The 21,265-nt window shown below is 61.8% G+C and carries 20 protein-coding genes; 8 read left to right on the top strand and 12 right to left on the bottom strand.

The window, feature by feature from the left end:
• Positions 1 to 48: 48 nt before the first annotated feature.
• Positions 49 to 1,503, bottom strand: coding sequence for a dihydropyrimidinase (hydA, locus tag ACR3EK_RS06110; RefSeq protein ID WP_480632942.1), 1,455 nt, complete (start codon positions 1,501 to 1,503; stop codon positions 49 to 51).
• Positions 1,504 to 1,575: 72 nt separating this feature from the next.
• Positions 1,576 to 2,826, bottom strand: coding sequence for a Zn-dependent hydrolase (locus ACR3EK_RS06105; protein WP_480632941.1), 1,251 nt, complete (start codon positions 2,824 to 2,826; stop codon positions 1,576 to 1,578).
• Positions 2,827 to 2,997: 171 nt separating this feature from the next.
• Here ACR3EK_RS06105 and ACR3EK_RS06100 point away from each other — a divergent pair, with 171 nt between their 5' ends.
• Positions 2,998 to 3,606, top strand: coding sequence for a TetR family transcriptional regulator C-terminal domain-containing protein (locus ACR3EK_RS06100; protein ID WP_480632940.1), 609 nt, complete (start codon positions 2,998 to 3,000; stop codon positions 3,604 to 3,606).
• A 43-nt stretch (positions 3,607 to 3,649) separates the two neighbouring features.
• On the opposite strand, the gene preA is transcribed toward ACR3EK_RS06100, so the two are convergent.
• From preA to ACR3EK_RS06085, 3 genes are all read right to left on the bottom strand, one after another.
• Entirely contained in the window at positions 3,650 to 4,954 is a 1,305-nt protein-coding gene (gene preA / locus ACR3EK_RS06095; protein ID WP_480632939.1) for an NAD-dependent dihydropyrimidine dehydrogenase subunit PreA, read from the bottom strand.
• A 69-nt stretch (positions 4,955 to 5,023) separates the two neighbouring features.
• Positions 5,024 to 6,358 (bottom strand): NAD(P)-dependent oxidoreductase, encoded by a 1,335-nt coding sequence (locus tag ACR3EK_RS06090; protein WP_170357545.1) that lies wholly within the window; start codon positions 6,356 to 6,358, stop codon positions 5,024 to 5,026.
• Between the two features lie 160 nt (positions 6,359 to 6,518).
• Positions 6,519 to 7,151 carry a cupin domain-containing protein gene (locus ACR3EK_RS06085; RefSeq protein ID WP_480634008.1) on the bottom strand — a complete coding sequence of 211 codons (633 nt, stop codon included), beginning with the start codon at positions 7,149 to 7,151 and terminating at the stop codon, positions 6,519 to 6,521.
• Between the two features lie 151 nt (positions 7,152 to 7,302).
• Between ACR3EK_RS06085 and ACR3EK_RS06080 the strand changes: the two genes are divergently transcribed.
• The 3 genes from ACR3EK_RS06080 (at position 7,303) to ACR3EK_RS06070 (ending at position 10,374) form a co-directional block, all read left to right on the top strand.
• Complete coding sequence (locus ACR3EK_RS06080) at positions 7,303 to 8,298, top strand: hypothetical protein (protein ID WP_480632938.1); 996 nt, start codon at positions 7,303 to 7,305, stop codon at positions 8,296 to 8,298.
• A 72-nt stretch (positions 8,299 to 8,370) separates the two neighbouring features.
• Positions 8,371 to 9,663 (top strand): O-acetylhomoserine aminocarboxypropyltransferase/cysteine synthase family protein, encoded by a 1,293-nt coding sequence (locus ACR3EK_RS06075; protein ID WP_170357542.1) that lies wholly within the window; start codon positions 8,371 to 8,373, stop codon positions 9,661 to 9,663.
• A gap of 6 nt (positions 9,664 to 9,669) precedes the next feature.
• Positions 9,670 to 10,374 carry a GNAT family N-acetyltransferase gene (locus tag ACR3EK_RS06070; protein ID WP_480632937.1) on the top strand — a complete coding sequence of 235 codons (705 nt, stop codon included), beginning with the start codon at positions 9,670 to 9,672 and terminating at the stop codon, positions 10,372 to 10,374.
• A gap of 8 nt (positions 10,375 to 10,382) precedes the next feature.
• Here the strand turns inward: ACR3EK_RS06070 and ACR3EK_RS06065 are convergent, their stop codons facing one another.
• Positions 10,383 to 11,078: an SIMPL domain-containing protein gene (locus ACR3EK_RS06065; protein WP_480632936.1), complete on the bottom strand. Its 696-nt coding sequence runs from the start codon at positions 11,076 to 11,078 to the stop codon at positions 10,383 to 10,385.
• Between the two features lie 164 nt (positions 11,079 to 11,242).
• Between ACR3EK_RS06065 and ACR3EK_RS06060 the strand changes: the two genes are divergently transcribed.
• Complete coding sequence (locus ACR3EK_RS06060) at positions 11,243 to 13,267, top strand: hypothetical protein (protein WP_480632935.1); 2,025 nt, start codon at positions 11,243 to 11,245, stop codon at positions 13,265 to 13,267.
• A 61-nt stretch (positions 13,268 to 13,328) separates the two neighbouring features.
• Here the strand turns inward: ACR3EK_RS06060 and hppD are convergent, their stop codons facing one another.
• On the bottom strand, positions 13,329 to 14,426 hold the full coding sequence (hppD, locus tag ACR3EK_RS06055; protein WP_170339652.1) for a 4-hydroxyphenylpyruvate dioxygenase: 1,098 nt from the start codon (positions 14,424 to 14,426) through the stop codon (positions 13,329 to 13,331).
• Between the two features lie 145 nt (positions 14,427 to 14,571).
• On the opposite strand from hppD, the gene ACR3EK_RS06050 reads away from it, so the two are divergent.
• Positions 14,572 to 15,027, top strand: a complete 456-nt coding sequence (locus ACR3EK_RS06050) for an Lrp/AsnC family transcriptional regulator (RefSeq protein ID WP_093961793.1) — start codon at positions 14,572 to 14,574, stop codon at positions 15,025 to 15,027.
• 19 nt (positions 15,028 to 15,046) lie between these two features.
• A complete protein-coding gene (locus tag ACR3EK_RS06045; RefSeq protein ID WP_480632934.1) occupies positions 15,047 to 16,924 on the top strand; it encodes a monovalent cation:proton antiporter-2 (CPA2) family protein in 1,878 nt (625 codons plus the stop codon).
• Positions 16,925 to 16,951: 27 nt separating this feature from the next.
• On the opposite strand, the gene cobT is transcribed toward ACR3EK_RS06045, so the two are convergent.
• A complete protein-coding gene (gene cobT / locus ACR3EK_RS06040; RefSeq protein WP_480632933.1) occupies positions 16,952 to 17,965 on the bottom strand; it encodes a nicotinate-nucleotide--dimethylbenzimidazole phosphoribosyltransferase in 1,014 nt (337 codons plus the stop codon).
• Positions 17,966 to 18,044: 79 nt separating this feature from the next.
• Here cobT and cobS point away from each other — a divergent pair, with 79 nt between their 5' ends.
• Entirely contained in the window at positions 18,045 to 18,809 is a 765-nt protein-coding gene (gene cobS / locus ACR3EK_RS06035; protein ID WP_480632932.1) for an adenosylcobinamide-GDP ribazoletransferase, read from the top strand.
• On the opposite strand, the gene ACR3EK_RS06030 is transcribed toward cobS, so the two are convergent.
• The 4 genes from ACR3EK_RS06030 to ACR3EK_RS06015 all read right to left on the bottom strand — a co-directional run bounded on the left by ACR3EK_RS06030 (position 18,806) and on the right by ACR3EK_RS06015 (position 21,262).
• Positions 18,806 to 19,567, bottom strand: a complete 762-nt coding sequence (locus tag ACR3EK_RS06030; RefSeq protein WP_170357534.1) for an ion channel — start codon at positions 19,565 to 19,567, stop codon at positions 18,806 to 18,808. The two genes, cobS and ACR3EK_RS06030, sit on opposite strands and share 4 nt — an antisense overlap.
• Positions 19,568 to 19,693: 126 nt before the next feature.
• The gene (locus ACR3EK_RS06025) at positions 19,694 to 20,203 is read right to left on the bottom strand and encodes a CarD family transcriptional regulator (protein ID WP_093961789.1); all 510 of its coding nucleotides are present in this window, start codon (positions 20,201 to 20,203) and stop codon (positions 19,694 to 19,696) included.
• Positions 20,204 to 20,485: 282 nt separating this feature from the next.
• A complete protein-coding gene (gene fdxA, locus ACR3EK_RS06020) occupies positions 20,486 to 20,824 on the bottom strand; it encodes a ferredoxin FdxA (RefSeq protein WP_170339660.1) in 339 nt (112 codons plus the stop codon).
• Between the two features lie 66 nt (positions 20,825 to 20,890).
• Positions 20,891 to 21,262, bottom strand: coding sequence for an RNA-binding S4 domain-containing protein (locus tag ACR3EK_RS06015; protein ID WP_170339096.1), 372 nt, complete (start codon positions 21,260 to 21,262; stop codon positions 20,891 to 20,893).
• Positions 21,263 to 21,265 lie beyond the last annotated feature (3 nt).

Below are 21,265 nucleotides of genomic sequence, written 5' to 3'. Positions count from 1 at the left end.
ACTGCCTTGAAGTTTTGGCTTTTTTGCCCGTTCGGTAACCTTTGTGCATCATACCCCCGTCGCCGGGATGCCCGACCGCTCTACCGGGCGCGGGGCGGTCAGCTCTTTCCAGGTGCTCAGCGCCTTGTTCACGGTGGTGTTGGCCTCGCGTGCGACGAAATTGCCGTGGCCTTCCTGCGTTCGGATCTCGCCATCGTGCACCGCGACCTGTCCACGGGTCAGGGTAAAGCGCGGCAGGCCCTTGACCTCGTGCCCCTCGAACACGTTGTAATCGATCGCCGACTGCTGCGTCGCCGCGCTGATGGTCTTGGTCTTGTCCGGGTCCCACACCACCAGATCGGCATCTGCGCCGACCAGAACGGCACCCTTTTTCGGATAGCAATTCAATATCTTGGCGATGTTTGTTGAAGTCACGGCCACGAATTCGTTCGGCGTCAGCCGCCCGGTCGCCACGCCATGGGTCCACAGCATCGGCATCCGATCCTCAAGGCCGCCCGTGCCGTTGGGTATCTTGGTGAAATCGCCCACGCCGAACCGTTTCTGCTCGGTCGTGAAGGCGCAGTGATCGGTGGCCACCACGCTCAGCGAGCCCGACTGAAGCCCCGCCCACAAGCTGTCCTGATGTTGCTTGTTGCGGAACGGCGGGCTCATCACCCGGCGCGCGGCGTGGTCCCAATCGGGATGCGCATATTCGCTGTCGTCCAGCGTCAGGTGCTGGATCAGCGGCTCGCCCCAGACGCGCTTGCCCTGCATCCGGGCCCGGCGGATGGCCTCATGCGCCTCTTCGCACGAGGTGTGCACCACATAGAGGGGCACCCCGGCCATGTCGGCGATCATGATGGCGCGGTTGGTGGCCTCGCCCTCGACCTGCGGCGGGCGCGAATAGGCATGGGCCTCGGGGCCGGTATTGCCTTCGGCCAGCAGCTTGGCCTGCAACTCGGCCACCACGTCGCCATTCTCGGCATGGACCATCGCGATCCCACCCAGCTCGGCCAGCCGCTTGAACGAGGCAAACAGCTCGTCGTCATTGACCATCAGCGCGCCTTTGTAGGCCATGAAATGCTTGAACGTGTTGATGCCGCGCTGTTCGATCACGGTTTTCAGATCGTCGAACACCTGTTCGCCCCACCACGTCACGGCCATGTGGAAGGAATAATCGCAATTGGCGCGGGTCGACTTGTTGTCCCAGCGTTTGAGCGCATCCAGCAGGCTTTCGCCCGGGTTCGGCAGCGCGAAGTCCACCACCATGGTCGTGCCGCCGGCCAGCGCCGCGCGGGTGCCGCTTTCGAAATCATCGCTGGAATAGGTTCCCATGAACGGCATTTCCAGATGCGTGTGCGGATCGATCCCGCCGGGCATGACGTAACAGCCGGTCGCATCCAGTTGCTCATCCCCCTTCAGATCCGGCCCGATTTCGGTGATCACGCCGCCTTCGATCTTGACGTCGGCCTTGTAGGTCAGATCCGCGGTAACGACGGTTCCGTTCTTGATGACTGTGCTCATGTTCAACTCCCTGCGGGCGCGTCTGTTGCGCCTCTATTGGTTTTCCAGCGGATTGGGGGCGCGCGGCCCCGGCTACTCCACGATCTCGGCGGTTTCGACGACCGCGTGGAACAGGACATCCGCCCCGGCGGTTGCCCATTCCTTGCTGATTTCCTCGGCCTCGTTGTGGCTCAGGCCATCCACGCAGGGGCACATCACCATCGCGGTCGGCGCCACGCGGTTGATCCAGCAGGCATCGTGCCCCGCGCCCGAAATGATGTTGGTATGCGAATAGCCCAGCCGCTCGGCTGCATTGCGCACGGCGGCGACGCAGGTCTCGTCGAATTTCACCGGGTCGAACCCGCCGACCTTCTCGAACGCGACCTGCAGGCCCATCTCATCCACGATGTCCTCGGCTGCGACGCGCAGCCGGTTCTCCATGTCCTTGATGACGTCCAACTCGGGCGAGCGGAAATCGACCGTGAACACCACCTTGCCCGGGATCACGTTGCGCGAGTTCGGATAGACGTCGATATGCCCGGCAGCCCCCACGGCATGGGGCGCGTGCGACCAGGCGATCTCGTCCACCTTTTCAAGAATGCGCGCCATCGCCAGCCCGGCATTCTTGCGCATCGGCATCGGGGTTGATCCGGTATGCGCGTCCTTGCCGGTCACGGTCACCTGGGTCCAGCTCAGGCCCTGGCCATGCGTGACGACGCCGATATCCTTGCCCTCGGCCTCGAGGATCGGGCCCTGTTCGATATGCAGCTCAAAGAAGGCATGCATCTTGCGGCCTCCGACCTCTTCATCGCCGCGCCAACCGATGCGCTGCAACTCGTCGCCAAATTTCTTGCCCTCGGCATCCTCGCGGTCATAGGCCCAATCCTGAGTGTGCATCCCCGCGAACACGCCCGAGGCCAGCATGGCGGGGGCGAAGCGCGTGCCCTCTTCGTTGGTCCAGTTGGTGGCCACGATCGGGTGTTTGGTCTTGATGCCCAGATCGTTCAGGGTGCGGATGATCTCGAGCGCGCCCAGAACCCCCAGCACCCCGTCGTACTTGCCGCCCGTCGGCTGCGTATCCAGGTGCGAGCCGACATAGACCGGCAGCGCATCGGGATCGGCACCCGGGCGCATGGCGAACATGTTGCCCATCTGGTCAAGACCCATGGTGCAGCCGGCCTCTTCGCACCATTTCTGGAACAGCGCGCGGCCTTCGGCATCTTCGTCGGTCAGGGTCTGGCGGTTGTTGCCGCCGGCAACGCCCGGACCGATCTTGGCCATCTCCATCAGGCTGTCCCACAACCTGTCGCCATTGATCCTGAGATTCTGCGCCGGAGCTGCCATGTTCGTCTTCCCTGTTGCTTGCGATTTGGCTCGCTTTTGGTGTCTTGATTTGACCATCTGGTCAAACTCACGCTATCACGGGTTCGACATCAGTCAAGAAATTGCATCGCACCGATGCAAAAATCGGCATATTCAACACCTGCTTGTTCGAAAAAGAGACGCCCTGCATACATGCCCAAAGACCGCGCCCCGACCCGAATTCAGAAAAAGAACCGCGCCGCGATTCTCGAGGCCGCGCTGAACGTGTTTTCGGCCCACGGCTTTCGCGGGGCGACCGTCGATCAGATCTCGGCCGAGGCCGGGCTGAGCAAGCCGAACCTTCTGTATTATTTCCCGTCCAAAGAGGCGATCCACACCGCGCTTCTGTCCGGCCTGCTGGATACTTGGCTGGCGCCGCTGCACGACCTTGATGAAAACGGCGAGCCGATGGAGGAGATCCTCTCGTACATCAAGCGCAAGCTGCAGATGAGCCGCGAGTTGCCGCGCGAAAGCCGCCTGTTCGCGAACGAGCTGGTGCAGGGTGCGCCCCGCATACATGACGCCCTGTCGAACGATCTGAAGGCGCTGGTCGACCAGAAGGCGGCCGTTCTGACGCACTGGATGGACCAAGGCAAAATCGCACGCCTGCACCCGCATCACCTGATCTTTTCGATCTGGGCGCTGACCCAGCATTACGCGGATTTTGATGTTCAGGTGCGCGCGATCCTGGGCGACGAAGACCCGTTCGAAGGGGCCGCGCCCTTCATCGACACCCTGTACAGAAAACTGCTGACCCCATGAAAAAAGGGCCGCAGCGCGGCCCCTTTTGGTGATCTGACGCCGGTCACTCGGCGGCCTTGGCCATCGGGTTGTTCGGGTGGGTCGTCCAGTTGGCATAGTCCGGCTGAACCACCTTGCCGGTGCGCGGATCGACCTCACCCGCCGCCATCGGCACCATCGAGATGCAGCCCTCGACCGGGCAGACATCCACGCACAGGTTGCAGGCCACGCATTCCTCGTCGATCACCTCGAACACGCGGTCGGGCGACATCGAAATGGCCTGATGGCTGGTGTCCTCGCAGGCCGCGTAGCAGCGGCCGCACTTGATGCACTGATCCTGATCGATCTTGGCCTTGGCGACGTAGTTCAGGTTCAGATACTGCCAGTCGGTCACGTTCGGGACGGCCCGCCCGACGATCTCGGAGACGTCGGAGTAGCCCTTTTCGTCCATCCACTGCGACAGGCCCGCCGTCAGTTCGTCGATGATCTTGAATCCATAGGTCATCGCCGCGGTGCACACCTGCACCGTGCCGCAGCCCAGCGCCATGAACTCGGCCGCGTCGCGCCATGTGGTCACCCCGCCGATGCCCGAGATCGGCAGGCCTTGGGTCGCCTCGGCGCGGGCGATCTCGGAGACCATCGACAGGGCGATGGGCTTGACCGCCGGGCCGCAATAGCCGCCGTGGCTGCCCTTGCCGTCGATCGAGGGCTCTGGACTGAACGTGTCCAGATTGACGCTGGTGATCGAGTTGATCGTGTTGATCAGCGACACCGCGTCTGCCCCGCCGTTCTTGGCCGCAGCCGCCGGCTTGCGAATGTCGGTGATGTTGGGCGTCAGCTTCACGATCACCGGACGGTCATAGTATTTCTTGCACCAGCGGGTGACCATTTCGATATATTCGGGCACCTGCCCCACGGCCGAGCCCATACCGCGCTCGCTCATCCCGTGCGGGCAGCCGAAGTTCAGCTCGATCCCGTCGGCGCCGGTTTCAGCGACGCGCGGCAGGATGGCTTTCCAGGCCTCCTCCTCGCATGGCACCATGATCGAGGCGATCAGGGCGCGGTCCGGGTAATCCGCCTTGACGCGGGCCATCTCCTCGAGGTTCACCTCGAGCGGCCGGTCGGTGATCAGTTCGATGTTGTTGAGGCCCAGCAGACGCCGGTCGGCCCCGTAGATCGCCCCGTACCGGGGGCCATTCACGTTGACCACCGGCGGCCCTTCGGACCCCAGCGTTTTCCACACGACGCCACCCCATCCGGCCTCGAAGGCACGCCGGACGTTGTATTCCTTGTCGGTCGGCGGCGCCGAGGCCAGCCAATAGGGGTTGGGGCTTTCGATACCCAGAAAGTTCGTTTTCAAATCAGCCATTTATCCGGCCTCCCTGATGCGAAGATGCATCTTCGTCTTGTCACACATATTCACGCGCCGACGCCCTGCTCAGGCACTCAGGCTGGCGTGAATGTCCATCGCGGCATCGCGGCCCTCGGCCACGGCGGTCACGGTCAGATCCTCGCCGCCCGCGGCACAGTCTCCGCCGGCCCAGACCCCGGGAACCGAGGTGCGCCCGGTTGCGTCAACGGCGATCTTGTTGCCGTCGAGTTCCAACCCTTCCGGAGCACCATCCAAGGTCTGACCGATCGCCTTCAGAACCTGATCCGCAGGCAGTCGAATGGTTTCGCCCGTGCCGGTCAACGTGCCATCTACGGTGGCAGTATACTCCAATTCGATCTCGGCCGCCGCTCCGTTTCCGTGAATTGCCACCGGCTGAACGTTGCACAAAATTCGGACACCGTGGGATGCCGCCAGATCCTGTTCGTAGCGGCTGGCGCCCATTGCGTCTCGACCGCGGCGATAGGCGATGGTCACATGTTCGGCCCCCAGCAGCTTGGATTTCACCGCGGCATCCACGGCCGTCATTCCACCGCCGATAATCACCACGTTTCGGCCTACCGGCAGTTTTGCCAAATCGGATGCTTGCCGAACATCTGCGATGAAGTCGACAGCGTTCCTGACGCCGTCCTTGTCCGACCCTTGCGCGCGCAAGGCGTTGACGCCTGCAAGGCCGATTGACAGGAAGACTGCGTCGTAGGCCTCCAACAATCCGTCCAACGAGATGGTGTCGCCCAGAACCGAGCCGGTTTCAATCGCGATGCCGCCGATCTTCAGCAGCCAGTCCACCTCGGCCTGGGCAAAGTCATTGGTCGCCTTGTATGCGGCGATCCCGTACTCGTTCAGCCCGCCGGGTTTGGGTTTCGCCTCATGGATCACCACGTCATGGCCCAGCATCGCCAGCCGATGCGCACAGGCCAGCCCCGCCGGCCCTGCCCCGATGACGGCAACGGTCTTGCCGGTGGGGGCCGCGCGTGTGAACGGGTGCACACCGGCCTGCATCAGCGTGTCGGTCGCATACCGCTGCAAGCGCCCGATCTCGACCGGCTTGCCCTCGGCCGTTTCGCGCACACAGGCTTCCTCGCACAGCGTTTCGGTCGGACACACACGGGCACACATACCGCCCAGGATGTTCTGATCGAGGATCGTTTTCGCCGCCGATTCCGGTTGCCCGGCCTGAATCTGCCGGATGAACAGCGGAATATCGATATCGGTCGGACAGGCCGTCACGCACGGCGCGTCATAGCAGAAATAACACCGATCGGCGGCCACGGCAGCCTCGTGCGGCGCCAGAGGCGGATGCAGATCGGTGAAATTCGAGGTCAGCTCATCGCTGGAAAGCCGCCCGGCGACGATGCCGGGTGCCATCTGGCCCTGTGCCATCACTCTACTCCCTGTAGATATGTTTGTTATTGAGACCAGCTTGCCACAAACAGATTTTTTATCAATTGGTAAAATTTGCCAAATGGTCAAAAAAGCGAAAACCGGGCCGAATGACCCGGTTCTTTGGTGGCATTTGCCCGTTTTTCAGGCGAAACCGGCCTCAGACCATGACGGACAGGTGCCCTGACTTCATCCAGACGCGGGCGCCATCCGGACCTGCCCGCAATTCAGTGCGCGTTCCGGGCGGCAGACGCAGCCAGTCCCATCGCGCGAATTCCTCGCCTTGTTCGGTGAAGCCGCCGTCGATCACGAAGACCTCAGCCCCGCCGGGCGCGTCAATCGGCACGACCTGATCGGGCGGCCAACTGCGCACTTCAACCGTTTCGTGGTCGTCCTTGAACAGCGGCACTTGGTCCGCACCGTTGATCGAGCGGCGCACGGTGGTGCGGTCGTTTGGGTCGAATTGATGCAGTTTGACCAGGATCGTCGCGCCTTGGCTGGCCGATGGCGTATGCGACGAGGTCGGCGGGTTGCGGACATAGCTGCCCACCGGGAAATCTCCGGTCTCGTCCTGAAAAACGCCGTCCAGAACCAGGTATTCCTCGCCCCCGTCATGGGTGTGGGCGGCAAAAGCGCTGCCGGGCGCAAAGCGCACGATGGTGGTGGCGCGCGCCACCTCGTCGCCGATCCGGTCCAGCATCTTGCGCTCGACCCCGGCGGCGGGCGAGGCCACCCACTCGGTCTGGTCGAAGTGAACCGCCACCCGCTGGGTGAAATCCGCATTGATCCGCATGTCGCGCTCCTGTCTGATCTCCTCCATCAACATGGGCGTGCCGGGCCCGATTTCAAACACGCGGCGTCAACGGTTTTGACGCGGGTTCAGCGATGCTGTAGGTCGAAACCAACGGCAAGGGGCGGGCAAGCGCCCCGAACGGAAGGCGCAGATGCAGGCAGACCGGCAGAAATTCAACATCCTGATCATCGGGCAGAACAACCGCCTGCAATACGAAGCCGTCCTGTTCGCCGCCTCGCTGCGCCATTGTTCGCCCGGGTTCTCGGGCCGCCTGTTCGTTGGCGTTCCGCAACCCGGCCCGCGCTGGAGCCAGGACCCGAGCATCCGCAACGAGGATGTTCTGAAGGCGCTGAAACAGCTCGATGCCGAGATCCTGCCCTTTTCGTCCGAGGTGTTCGGCCAAAGCTATCCCTACGGCAACAAGATCGAGGCGCTGGCCGCCCTGCCCGAGGGTGAGCCCTTTGTGTTCTTCGACACCGACACGCTGATCACCGGCGACCTAGCCGCGGTGCCGTTCGATTTCGACCGGCCCGGCGCATCGCAGAAGGTCGAGGGCACCTGGCCCAAGCCAACCCTGTACGGGCCTGGCTTCGACGGCATCTGGCGGGCGCTTTATGACCGGTTCGGGCTGGATTTCCAAAGCTCGATCGACCCGACCCAACCGGCGGAATACTGGCGGCGGTACCTGTATTTCAATGCGGGCTATTTCTTCTACAAATGCCCCCGCCAATTCGGCGCGCGGTTTCTGGACTATGCGCGCACGATCCGGGATGAAGAGATCCCCGCCCTGACCGGCCAGAACCTGGACCCGTGGCTGGATCAGGCGGCGCTTCCGCTGGTCGTCCACGCGCTTGGCGGCGGGCGCGATGTTCTGCCCGTGGGCCTGCTGGACGGCTCGGTCAGCTGCCACTATCGCCTGTTCCCGCTGCTCTATGCGCGCGAAAGCGACCGGGTGGTCGAGGTGCTGGAAACCGTCGCCGCGCCCAACAAGGTCAAGAAGGTGCTCAAGAACTATGATCCGCTGAAACGGCTGGTCTATCAGGGCAAGGGCGCCAAGATCCGCGCCATGTTCGACCGGGACAACCTGCCCCAGCGCGAACAGGCCATCCGCAAGGTCATCAAGAACAAGGGGCTGTGGCTGCGCTGACGCGGACATTGTGCCGGGCCCGGCAATCGCCTAGAGATTCTGCGACGCATATTCCCAACAGGAGAGTGACGGATGTCCGACGGCCCCACCTATGGTTTTGACACGCTGCAAATTCACGCGGGCGCCCGCCCTGATCCGGCGACCGGCGCGCGCCAGACCCCGATCTATCAGACCACGGCCTATGTGTTCCGCGATGCCGATCACGCGGCCGCTTTGTTCAACCTGCAAGAGGTCGGCTATATCTATTCGCGCCTGACCAACCCCACGGTGGCAGTTCTGCAGGAACGGGTGGCGACGCTGGAAGGTGGCGTTGGCGCGGTGTGCTGCTCTTCGGGGCACGCGGCGCAGATCATGGCGCTGTTCCCGCTGATGGGGCCGGGCTGCAACGTGGTCGCCTCGACCCGGCTGTATGGCGGGACGGTCACGCAGTTCAGCCAGACCATCAAGCGCTTTGGCTGGACAGCCAAGTTCGTCGATACCGATGATCTGGATGCGGTGAAGGCCGCCATCGACGACGATACCCGCGCGGTGTTCTGCGAATCCATCGCCAATCCGGGCGGCTATGTCACCGATATCCGCGCACTGGCCGATGTGGCCGATGCCGCCGGTATTCCGCTAATCGTCGACAACACCTCGGCCACCCCCTATCTGTGCCGCCCGATCGAGCATGGCGCCACGCTGGTCGTGCATTCGACCACCAAGTACCTGACCGGCAATGGCACGGTGACCGGCGGCTGCATCGTGGATTCGGGCAAGTTCGACTGGTCCGCCAATGACAAGTTTCCCTCGCTCAGCGCGCCGGAGCCTGCCTATCACGGCCTCAAGTTCCACGAAACCTTCGGCCCGCTGGCCTTCACCTTCCACGGTATCGCCGTGGGCCTGCGCGATCTGGGCATGACGATGAACCCGCAGGCGGCGCATTACACGCTGATGGGGATCGAGACGCTGAGCCTGCGCATGCAGCGCCATGTCGAAAACGCCGAAAAGATCGCCGCCTGGCTCGAGAAAGACGACCGCGTGGACTATGTGACCTATGCAGGCCTGCCCTCGTCGCCCTATCACGACCGGGTCAAGAAGCATTACCGCAAAGGCGCAGGGGCCCTGTTCACCTTTGCGGTCAAGGGCGGCTATGACGCCTGCGTCAAGCTGGTGAACGCGCTGGAAATCTTCAGCCACGTCGCCAACCTGGGCGATGCGCGGTCGCTGATCATCCATTCAGCCTCGACCACGCACCGGCAGCTGACGCCCGAACAGCAAGAGGCCGCCGGCGCCGGGCCGAACGTGGTGCGGGTGTCGATCGGAATCGAGGATGCCGACGATCTGATCGCCGATCTCGATCAGGCGCTGTCCAAGGCCTGCGCCTAGTCCGAAATGCCAGGGCACCGGATCAACGCGTTGGGCCAGCCCGTGGGCCTGCCGGTTGCGGGGGAGTTCCCGCGTCCGACCCCGCCCCGCGCGCCCATGCAGGGGCGGTTTTGCCGCGTGGTGCCCTTGGATGTGAATGCGCATGCGCCCGGCCTGTTCCGGGCGTTTGCTGCCGATACCGACGGGCGCAATTGGACCTACCTGCCCTACGGCCCGTTCGACACACATGCCGAGTTCGCCGCCTGGTTGGCCCAAACCTGCACGGGGGACGATCCGCTGTTCCACACGGTTCTGGACCAGGGCGGACAGCCCGTCGGGATGGCGTCCTACCTGCGTATCGACCGCAATGCGGGCGCGATTGAGGTGGGACACATCCATTTCTCGCCGTTGATGCAGCGCACGCCGGTCGCGACCGAAACGATGTTTCTGATGATGCGCCGCGTGTTCGATGAGTTGGGCTATCGCCGCTACGAATGGAAATGCGATGCGCTGAATGCCCCGTCGCGCCGGGCCGCCGAACGGCTGGGTTTTGTCTTCGAAGGCGAATTTCGGCAAGCCACCCATTACAAGGGGAGCAACCGCGACACGGCGTGGTTTTCGATCGTCGACACGGACTGGCCACGCATCCGGCAGGCGTTCGAAACCTGGCTGTCACCCGAGAATTTCGATGCCGCAGGCCAACAACGTAAACCGCTGATGGCCCGCAGCTAAAGCTGACATCACTCGGAAATGTCGAACTCCATCGACACGGTGACCGAAACCGAAACCTCGCCACCGGCGACCGGTACCCCGCCCGAATCGGCCATGGCCATCTCGCGCATCTGGGGCATTGGGCGAATGCCCTCTCCCTGCTCGTTGATCGACACGACTGAACCCAAGGTTACACCTGCGGCCTGAGCCAATTGTTCGGCCTTGGCTGTCGCATCGGCGACGGCTTGGGCGCGCGCCTTCGCTTCAAGCGGCTTGGGATCCTGAACTGTGAAGGTCAAACCACCAAAATCATTCGCACCATCCTGAATGACCGCATCCATGATCTGCCCCAGATCATCCAGATTTCTGACCCGCACGAACACACGATTCGACGCAACGAAGCCCGTGATCCTCGGTGCTTCGCCATCCGCGTTGCCCCGTCCGGACCAGACCGGGGACAGGGACAGATCGCGGGTCTGCAGGTCGCGCGATTCGATCCCCATCTCACTCAGGCGGCTCAGGACGGTGGCAACCGCGTCCGAGGTCGCCTGCATTGCTGCGGAAGCCTGCGCGTCTTGATTTGTCACCCCCACCGTGATGGTTGCCATATCCGGCGCGGCCTCGGCTGTTCCGGTTCCGTAAACCTGGATGCGACGTTCTTCCGCATGGGCGGCCACGGCAACTGTCGCCGCCAATACCGCCGCCAAAAAAGCAAATGTCTTCAATGTGATCTCTCCTGTTTTCTGAGATAAAAGATGGGTTGGCAAGCCTTCGCCGGACAAGGGGAGATTTTGCCTTTTCCTTTCCCTCGGCGGGTTCCTGCTTTAATCTCGGTGCGCGGACGCAAGGGCGTTTGCTTTGGTTCAGACAATTACGGCACCCTTGAATAATGAAACCCGCTTTTGCGCTGTCTCTTTCGGATAACGGGATCACTCTGCTGCACTATTCGGATGACGAATGGTTTGGCATCGGCACCGTATCACTGGACGCGCCGGACTTTTCCGAACAGCTGAACGAGCTTCGCGGTCGAGGTTTCGCGCTGGCCAATGATCTCAGCTGTACGGTCGTGATTCCCTCGGACCACGTGCGCTACCTCACGGTCGCCAGCCCAGACGACTCCGACGTGACGAAAGTGGTCGAGGCGGAATTGGCTCAGGCCACGGGCTGCGAGATTGCCGAGTTGATGTACGACCTCCGTGCGGATGGGTCGGATCTTCTGGTCGCTGCCGTGGCGAAAGAGACGATAGACGAGGCCCGAGCCTTTGCCAGTCGCTACGGGTTCGTGCCTGTTCGGTTCGCTGCAACATTGGCCCCCGATGCGCCTTGGACAGGTACCGGAGAGTTCGAGTTTGCCGAGCGCGCGACATCCGCCACACTACCAACTGTGCCACCGGCCGAGGAGATAGCTGTTGTCCCGCCGGCCCCGGACGCAGAACCCGTGCCTCAGGCTTCGCAGGCATCGGAACCCGATCCGGCCCCCTCGCCTCAGGCGCATCCGATTGCTGAACCCGCTCAGCCGGACGTATTCGTATCGCCGATAGAAGCGACTGAAACCGCCTCACAGAATTCTGGGGCATCAAACTCCGGCATACCGGTTCACTACATTGGCGCCGCTGCGGCGGGCGCCGTCGTGCTGGCCGTTGTCGCATTGATCTGGTCGGGGTCAGACGAAACTGGCAGCCCGGTGGCGACTGCGCCGGTCGTCGAAACGGCACCTGCGCCAGTTTCTATCAGCGCCCCACCGATGACCGAGACCGAAGGGCTGGCAGGAGTCGCTCCTGAGCCCGAGGACACGCCCGACCCCGAGGCATTGGCCGACGAAGACCTGACGTTTGAAGCCAGCACGCCCCTGGTCGAGCCGGAGACACCCACGCCCCCCGAATTGACGCCAACGGATCAGGCAATTCTGGAAGCATTGAATGTTGCGCCCTCGCCCGTCGAGCAGGTCGAACGCGATCCTGAAAGTGTCGAGGATTTCGAAGAAGCCTCTGGCCTGACGAACACCGCGCCCGATCCGCTGCCGGTACCAGACCCCGAGGTGCCCGAGGACGTATACCTGTCGTCCGTCGATCACGCGGAGCTGTCGCAGGATGCCGTGGCGCTTCCTGCCGAAGAGAGCTTTGATACCGACGAGCCCGTGGCCACGGTTGGTCTGCCCAATGTCGCGGGCAGTCGTTTTGACCTTGATGACCGTGGCCTTGTCACTCCGACACCCGAGGGGACGTTGAACCCCGACGGCATCCTCGTGTTCCTCGGCCGCCCGTCGTCGGTTCCGCCCGAGGTGCCGGTCAGGTTCGAAACCGACCCGACTGCCACAGACGACGACACAAGGCTGGCTGGCCTGCGCCCGCGCCTGCGCCCGGAAACGCTGGTTGAGAACTTTGAGCGTGGGCAGTTGGGCGGCCGGACGGTGGACGAGCTGGCGGTCATTCGCCCGAAATCCAGGCCGGCGTCGATCCAAGAGCGCGAGGCGGTGGACCGCACGCCCACCGCATTGGCCGTGGTGCGCGTCCCTCGCCCCCGCGTTCGTCCGTCGACCGTGGCCGCTCTGGCGGCCCGAAAAGCAACAACCGGCTCAGCCACTCTGGGGTCGACCGCAGCGGTAGCAAAGGCGGATGACGATGAAGCGGGATCGTTCAAACCCACAACCGTCGCACCAAAGATACCCAGCCGGGCCTCGGTGGCGCGCCAGGCCACGATTGACAATGCATTGAATCTGCGGCGTCTGAACCTGATCGGCGTTTACGGTACGCCGGCCAATCGGCGCGCCTTGGTCCGGCTACCAAGCGGTCGGTACAAGAAGCTGAAAGTGGGAGATCGGATTGACGGCGGCAAAGTCGTCGCGATCGGCGACAGTGAGCTTCGTTATCAGAAAGGCGGCCGCAACGTCACGTTGAAGATGCCCCGCGGATAAAGCTCGCCGCGTTTCGAAAAAATGGAACCCGGCGGGCCGGGTTCCAAACTCTGGGTCTGCATCAGGCGGCAGAAATCTCTCCGGATTCAATCTGTTCGCGCTCGATCGACTCGAACAGAGCCTTGAAATTGCCCTCGCCAAAGCCGTCATCACCCTTGCGCTGGATGAACTCGAAGAAGATCGGACCAATCACGGTTTTCGAGAAGATCTGCAGCAGGATCTTGGTCTCGCCGCCGTCCACCACGCCTTCACCGTCGATCAGGATGCCGTGCTTTTTCATGCGGTCCACCGGCTCGTCATGGCCCTTCACGCGGTCGAAGGACATATCATAATAGGCATCGTTGGGACCGGGCATGAACTTCAGGCCGCGTTCAGCGATTGCATCGGTCGAGTCATAGATGTTCTCGCTGCCGACGGCGATGTGCTGGATGCCCTCACCCTTGTACTTCTTCAGGTAGGATACGATCTGACCGGTCTCGCCGCGGTCTTCGTTGATCGGAATCCGGATACGGCCGCAGGGCGAGGTCAATGCACGGCTGAGCAAGCCGGTATATTTGCCCTGGATGTCGAAGAAGCGGATTTCGCGGAAGTTGAACAGATCGCCGTAGAACTTGAACCACTTGTCCATGTTGCCCTTGAAGACATTGTGCGTCAGGTGATCGAGGTAATAGAAACCGACGCCGCGCGGTTTGGACTGCTTCAGCCACTCGAATTCCTGATTGTAGGGCGAGGTTTCGTAATACTGGTCGATGAAATAGATCAGCGACCCTCCGATACCCTTGATCGCGGGCACATCCATGGTCTTGTCGGCCGCATCATAGGGTTCTGCCCCCTTCGACACCGCATGGTCATAGGCCTTTTGCGCATCCACGACACGCCAGCCCATCGACGGGGCACAGGGGCCATGCTCTTCCACGAATTTCGCAGCAAAGCTGTCGGGGTCCGCGTTCAGGATGTAGGTCACATCGCCCTGCTGCCACAGCTCGATCAGCGGTTTGGTCTTGTGGTGCGCAACCTTTTCAAAACCCATCTTGGCGAACAGGTCGCGCAGCTCCTGCGGTTCGGGATGCGCGAATTCAACAAATTCAAACCCATCTGTGCCGGCGGGGTTCTCGGCGCTGATCACGGATTTCGGGGCGTTGTGCGGGAAAGGGCCCATGGCTTGTCCTCTTGAAACAGGAAATTCTTTGCTGATTCAAGAATACGCCTTTTTCAGCGCTGTTTTTGCGCATTCTTTTCATGTAAACTACAGAAGCCTGCGAAAACTCCGCACCATAACCCGAAAAATGTGAGAATCTCCGCACATGCTGGACGCAACCGATACTCGCCTTCTGGCCGCGCTGCAAAAAGACGCGCACCTGACCGCGCATCAGTTGGGCGAAATGCTGAACCTGTCCCCCAGTCAGGCCGGGCGCCGCCGTCAGCGGCTGGAGGCCGAGGGCTATATCACTGGCTACGCGGCGCGGCTCGACCCGCGCAAACTTGGCCTGCAGGTCCAGGGCTTCGTACAGGTTCACCTCGGCACCCACGGCCCCGAACAATCATCCAGTTTTGCGCGCATGGTGGAAACCCGCCCGGAAATCACCAGCGCCTGGACGATGACTGGCGAGGCAGACTATCTGCTCCATGTCTATTGCGAGGATCTTTCAGCGCTCAACACCTTGCTTCACGAGGTGATACTACCCCATCCTGCGGTAGCACGGGTGCAAAGCCAGATCGTGATGGACCAGCTGAAACGCGACGCTCCGCTGCCGACCTGACGGCAAGGAAAGGAAGAAGATGAACGAGTTCCTGTACCAGGCTTCGATCTATCTGGCAGCCGCCGTGATCGCCGTCCCCCTGTCGGCGCGACTTGGGCTGGGGTCTGTCCTCGGATATCTTGCCGCCGGCATCGCCATCGGTCCGATCCTTGGGCTCGTGGGCGCGGAAACCAAAGACTTGCAGCATGTCGCGGAATTTGGCGTCGTCATGATGCTGTTCCTGATCGGGCTCGAGCTGGAACCCCGCGCACTTTGGGATATGCGGCACCGGTTGTTGGGGCTTGGTGGACTGCAGATCTCGCTCTCTACGGTCGTGATTGCAGCAGTTACCTTCTACACGGGTCAACCATGGTCAGTTGCCTTGGCCGTGGGGCTGACACTGTCCCTGTCATCAACCGCCATCGTGCTGCAGACGCTGTCGGAAAAGGGCTTGATGCGCACAAACGGCGGGCGATCCACGTTCTCGGTCCTTCTGACTCAGGATATCGCCGTGATTCCGATCCTGGCGTTTCTACCACTGCTGGCCATGCCGGCCAGCATCTTCATCGAGGATGACGGATCAATCACGCGCGGCGGCGACGGGCACGGCGACGCGCACCATACGTTGTCATTGGTCGATGGCCTGCCCGGATGGGCGGTGACGCTGGTGACATTGGGCGCGATCGCATTCGTGATCGTGGTCGGCGTCTACCTGACCCGTCCCTTGTTCCGGTTCATCCACACCACCCGCCTGCGCGAGATGTACACGGCATTGGCCCTGATGATCGTGGTCGGGATCTCGTTCCTGATGACGCTGGTGGGCCTTTCCCCGGCGTTGGGTGCCTTCCTCGCTGGCGTCGTCCTGGCCAGTTCCGAGTTCCGGCACGAAATGGAAAGCGACCTTGAGCCGTTCAAGGGATTGCTGCTGGGCCTGTTCTTCATCACGGTCGGGGCCGGGATCGACGTCGGGTACTTTTTCAACGACCCGTTCGACCTGATCGGGTTGGCCCTGCTGGTGATCCTGGTCAAAGGCCTGATCCTGTATGCCGTTGGTCGTGCATTCAAGTTGCGCGGCCGCGACCATTGGCTGTTCACGCTGGGTTTGGCTCAGGCGGGTGAGTTCGGCTTTGTGCTGCTGGCCTTTTCGACCAAGCAGAATGTCATTCCCCCGGCCCTGTCGCAGAAGCTGTTGATGATCATTGCCCTGACGATGCTGATCACACCGCTTCTGTTCATCATCTATGACTACCTTTCGCGTCACATCCGCGACAACTCACCCGAGGTTGAACCCGAGGAAATAGACGAAAAAGGTCCCGTCATCATTGCGGGAATTGGGCGGTTCGGACAGATCGTCAACCGGCTGGTGCGCGCCAGCGGGTTCAAGACGGTGGTGCTGGACCACAATATCGAAACGATCCAACTGATGCGTCGGTTCGGCGTCAAAGGCTTCTTGGGTGATCCGACGCGCCCCGAGTTGCTGCGGGCCGCGGGGCTTGAGAAGGCTTCCGTTTTGGTGGCCGCGATGGACAACCGCAAGGAAGTGACCCGATTGGTCGGTTACGCCCGTCGGCAGCGTCCCGACCTGCACATCGTCGCCCGCGCGCATGACCGCACCCATGTGTATGAGCTGTATCAGGCCGGCGCTGATGACATCGTGCGTGAGATGTTCGACAGCTCTCTGCGGGCCGGGCGTTATGTGCTGGAGAACATTGGTCTGAGCGAGTACGAGGCCGCGCAAGCACAGCAGACCTTCTATCACCACGATCGGCAGGCAATTCGCGAACTGGCCGAACTCTGGGTTCCCGGCATGCCGACGGCCGAGAACAAAAAGTACATCGCACGCGCGCGCGAGTTGGAGAAGGACCTGGAAACCGCGCTGCTGGAACTGGCCGAAAAGAACGAAAAGAAATCAGCCTGACCCGGGGATCTCCCGGGTCAGCCGGGCTCAACCGTCCGACACGCCGGCTTCGGCAAAGGTGGCCATGCCCGAATGGCAAGCAACGGCGCTTTTCAGGATGTTGATGGCCAGCGCAGCCCCCGACCCTTCTCCCAGCCGCAGCCCGAGGCTCAGCAAGGGCGCTTTGTCCAGCTTGGTCAGCATGGCCGCGTGCGCACTTTCCGCACTCTGATGGCCGGCAACGGCATGGTCCAGCGCTCCCGGCGCCAGACGTTCGAGGCAAGCCGCAGCCGAGGTGCAGATGAACCCATCCAGAATGACAGGGATGCGCAGAATTCGGGCGGCTGCAATGGCCCCTGCCATGGCCGCGATCTCGCGCCCTCCCAAACACCGCAGGATCTCAAGCCCGTCGTCAGATGCTCCGTGCAGCGCAACACCTTCGGAAACGACGCGCGTCTTGTTGGCAAGGCCCGCATCGTCCACACCGGTTCCACGCCCAGTCCAATCAGCGGCATCTCCGCCGAACAACGCGCAGGCGATGGCCGCGGCAGGGGTGGTGTTGCCAATGCCCATTTCGCCCACGACCAGAAGGTCTGCGGTGGGATCAACGGCGTTCCAGCCGGTCTGCAAAGCGGTCAGAAGCTCGTCCTCGGACATTGCCGGGGCCATTGTGAAGTCGGCCGTCGGCCGATCCAGGTCCAGCGCGTGTACCGTCATCTTGGCCCCGGCCGCTTTGGCCAATTGGTTGATGGCCGCGCCTCCGTGCTCGAAGTTCATGACCATCTGAACCGTAACCTCGGGCGGAAAGGCCGAGACCCCCTGCGCCGTCACGCCGTGATTGCCGGCAAATACAATCACCTGAGGTGCCTCGATCTGTGGCCGGGCATCCCCACGCCAACCGGCATACCAGATCGCCAGATCCTCGAGCCGGCCCAACGCACCCGGCGGCTTGGTCAGCTGTCCGTTGCGGTCGGCAGCCCCTTGCCTTGCAGCCTCATCCGGCCCCGGAGCATTGCGCAGGGCGTCGCGGAAGGTATTCAGATCATTGAGTTCAGGCAGCATTCAAAGCCTCGTTGCATCAGAGTGGTCCTGCGTGTTTAACCGAAGCAGGCAATGCAACAACCCCTCGAAAGGCGCGCAAGTGCACAAAAACGACACTCGAACCTTTTCGCCATGGGACGTGCCGCTGGTTCTGGTTCTTTTGACGCGGCTGCCATTGCCCGTGCTGCCCAAATCGCTCTTCGAGCGACAGTCCAAAGCCGCTTGGGCCTATCCTGCGGCCGGGCTGGTTGTTGGCGGCTTGGGCTGTGCCGTGGGCTGGTCTGCGATGGCCGTGGGCCTTTCCGGGACAGTCAGCGCAGTCCTTGCTGTCGCCGTTCTGATCGCAGCGACCGGAGCCATGCACGAGGACGGGCTGGCCGACACCGCGGACGGGCTGTGGGGCGGATATACACCCGAACGCAGACTCGAGATCATGAAGGACAGCCATATCGGCACCTACGGAGTGTTGGCCTTGTTGGTCATTCAACTGCTCAGGATCTCGGCGGTCGCAACACTACTGGCGGCAGGAAGTCCGGCCGGAATACTGGCGGCGGCTGTGTTTTCCCGTGCTGTGATGCCACCACTGATGGCGAGCCTGCCGAACGCCCGCGGCAGCGGACTGAGCCATAGCGTTGGCGCTCCTCCGCCTTTGTCGGTGGCAGCAGGTCTCGGGCTGGCTTTCGTTTTCTCTCTGGCTCTTCTGGGCTGGACCGCCCTTCTGCCCGTCGCCTGTGCGGTAGCCGCAACCGTGGGTCTGGCAATCATAGCCAAAACCAAGATTGGCGGTCAGACCGGTGATATCCTGGGGGCTTCTCAACAGCTGTCCGAGGTTGCTTTCCTGCTGGCCGTGGCCGCCCTGCTCTAGCCGACACCGCCGGTCTTGATCCGTAGTGTCTCACCGCAATGCTTGCAGTGTACGGCATCCGGGTCGTGCCGAAACAGCCCGCAATTGGGACATTTGTGGCGTACTTTCTGCGGCATGAAAATGGCCTGAGCCAGCCGCACGAACAGCGCCACACCGACCACCATTATGAAGACCGAAAACAGCTTGCCGCCCGGAGAGTTCAGTGTGATGTCGCCGAAACCCGTCGTGGTCAGTGTCGCCATCGTGAAATACAGCGCATCGATATACGGGGTCTGGCTGTCCTCGGGGATATAGAAAACCAGTACGGCGGTGGATGTCGCGAAAATGAACACCAGCAGGTTCACGGCCGCGATGACCGCATCCTCGTGGGTTCGGAAAAACTCACTGTCGCGGCGCAGATCATGCAACAGGTGATAGGAATGGATCAGCCGCAGCGCGCGCAGAATCCGCAGGAACGCAAGGCTGCCGGTCAGGAAAGGGTCAAGGATCAGCGAGGCGATCACGACCAGATCCGCAAGCGTGTAGATTTTGAACAGCAGCTTCTTGCGGTCTTTCGCGATCCACATCCGAGCCGAGAAATCCAGCAGAATGATCAGCCCCACCGCCCAGCTGACTGCAATCAATCCGGGGCCGTGCGGAATGTTCGCCGTCGCCACGAAAAACACGATCGAGGCAAGGTCGAACAGGATCAGACAGTACCGGAACCAGACCGAAACCGCCCCTCTGCCGATATAGAGTGCCTTGACCGTCTGCTTCATGACTGACCCGTATACGGTTCCAATGACTGGGAAATTAGCGGGAAAGGCGGCGCGAACCAAGCGATCGGGCATGAAAAAGGCCGCTCTGAAACCAGAGCGGCCCTTTGGTGTTGCTTCAAAGCCCGATCAGGCCGCGCGCGAGGTCAGGACTTCGTCCACCTGCTTGGCCGCTGCGATTTCGTCCGAACCGGACACGGCCGCAACTTCGCGCGTCAGACGCTCAAGCGCGGCTTCATAGAGCTGACGTTCGGAATAGCTCTGCTCGCGCTGGTCGTCCGTGCGGTGCAGGTCACGCACCACCTCGGCGATCGAGATCAGGTCACCCGAGTTGATCTTCTGTTCGTATTCCTGCGCCCGGCGCGACCACATGGCACGCTTTACCTTGGCTTTGCCCTTCAGCGTCTTCATCGCCTGGCTGATCACATCGGGCGAGCTCAGCGAACGCAGGCCGGATTCAGTGATCTTGTTGGTCGGCACCCGCAGGGTCATCTTGTCTTTCTCGAATGAGATGACGAACAGCTCGAGCGAGTATCCAGCGACTTCCTGTTCTTCAATCGATATGATTTGCCCGACCCCATGTGCAGGGTAGACAACATAGTCGTTCGGACGGAACTCAAGCTTCTTCGACTTTGTCATGCACGTGTTTCCTTGGTTGCAGAGCGGGAAAAAAGCGACAAAAAACCTAACCGGGGTCACCCGCGACCCCTGTCAGGCTGATTACATGTCAAAAACTCAGAACTCCAAAGTGAGCATACTTACGGAGTCGTCCCCATCTCGATCATCATTTGCCTTAAGAGTATATCACAAAATTACGACACCTGAAAGCGGACGGGGCCTTCGGATCGGAATCTGTGACGGTTTTCAGCGCATTAGGGCCAAAACTAACGGCGGTCTTTCGGGTTTTGCGACCCGAATCGCTCAGCCGCCTTCGCCCGGGGTTTCGGAGAAGTATTTCTCCATCTTGCCCTCTTCACCGTCGCGCTCCTCGGCGCCCGGAAGCGGGTCTTTCTTGGTTACGATAACCGGCCATTGTTCGGCATATTTGCGGTTGAATTCGACCCACTGCTCCATCCCCGGTTCGGTATCCGGGCGAATGGCGTCCGCCGGGCATTCCGGCTCGCACACGCCGCAATCGATGCATTCATCCGGATGGATGACCAGGGTATTTTCACCTTCATAGAAGCAATCCACCGGGCATACCTCGACGCAGTCGGTGTATTTGCAGGCGATACAGTTCTCGGTGACAACGTAGGTCATGGTCCAATTCCCGTCAGAGGTTTGGGCGACTAGCTAATTCAGTCTGCCCCCATCTTCAAGAGAAGATCAGCCCTTGGGGGTGCGAGAAAGATCAAGCGCGCGCCGATCCTTCTTGGTCGGACGACCTTTTCCTTCGAAACCCGGATTTTGTGGCGGATTATCCTTCTCTTCAGTCAAATCCGTGTACAGCGTCCGCGCCTCGGTCGCCGGGCCGCGTCGCGCGCCCAGGATTTCGACCTGAACCACGCGAATAACCCGCCCCTGAGCGAAAGTCAGAACATCACCGGGCCCGACGGTTTGCGCCGGCTTCTGGGCCCGGTCGCCGTTGATGCGCACATGCCCGCCGCTGACCTGTTTGGCGGCCAGGCTGCGGGTCTTGAAAAACCGCGCATGCCACAGCCACTTGTCGATCCGCAGCTTGGCCGGTGCGTCGGCCATCAG

It is taken from the genome of Ruegeria sp. BC8 (genome assembly GCF_056535705.1).
This window is presented reverse-complemented; position numbering and strand designations above follow the sequence as displayed.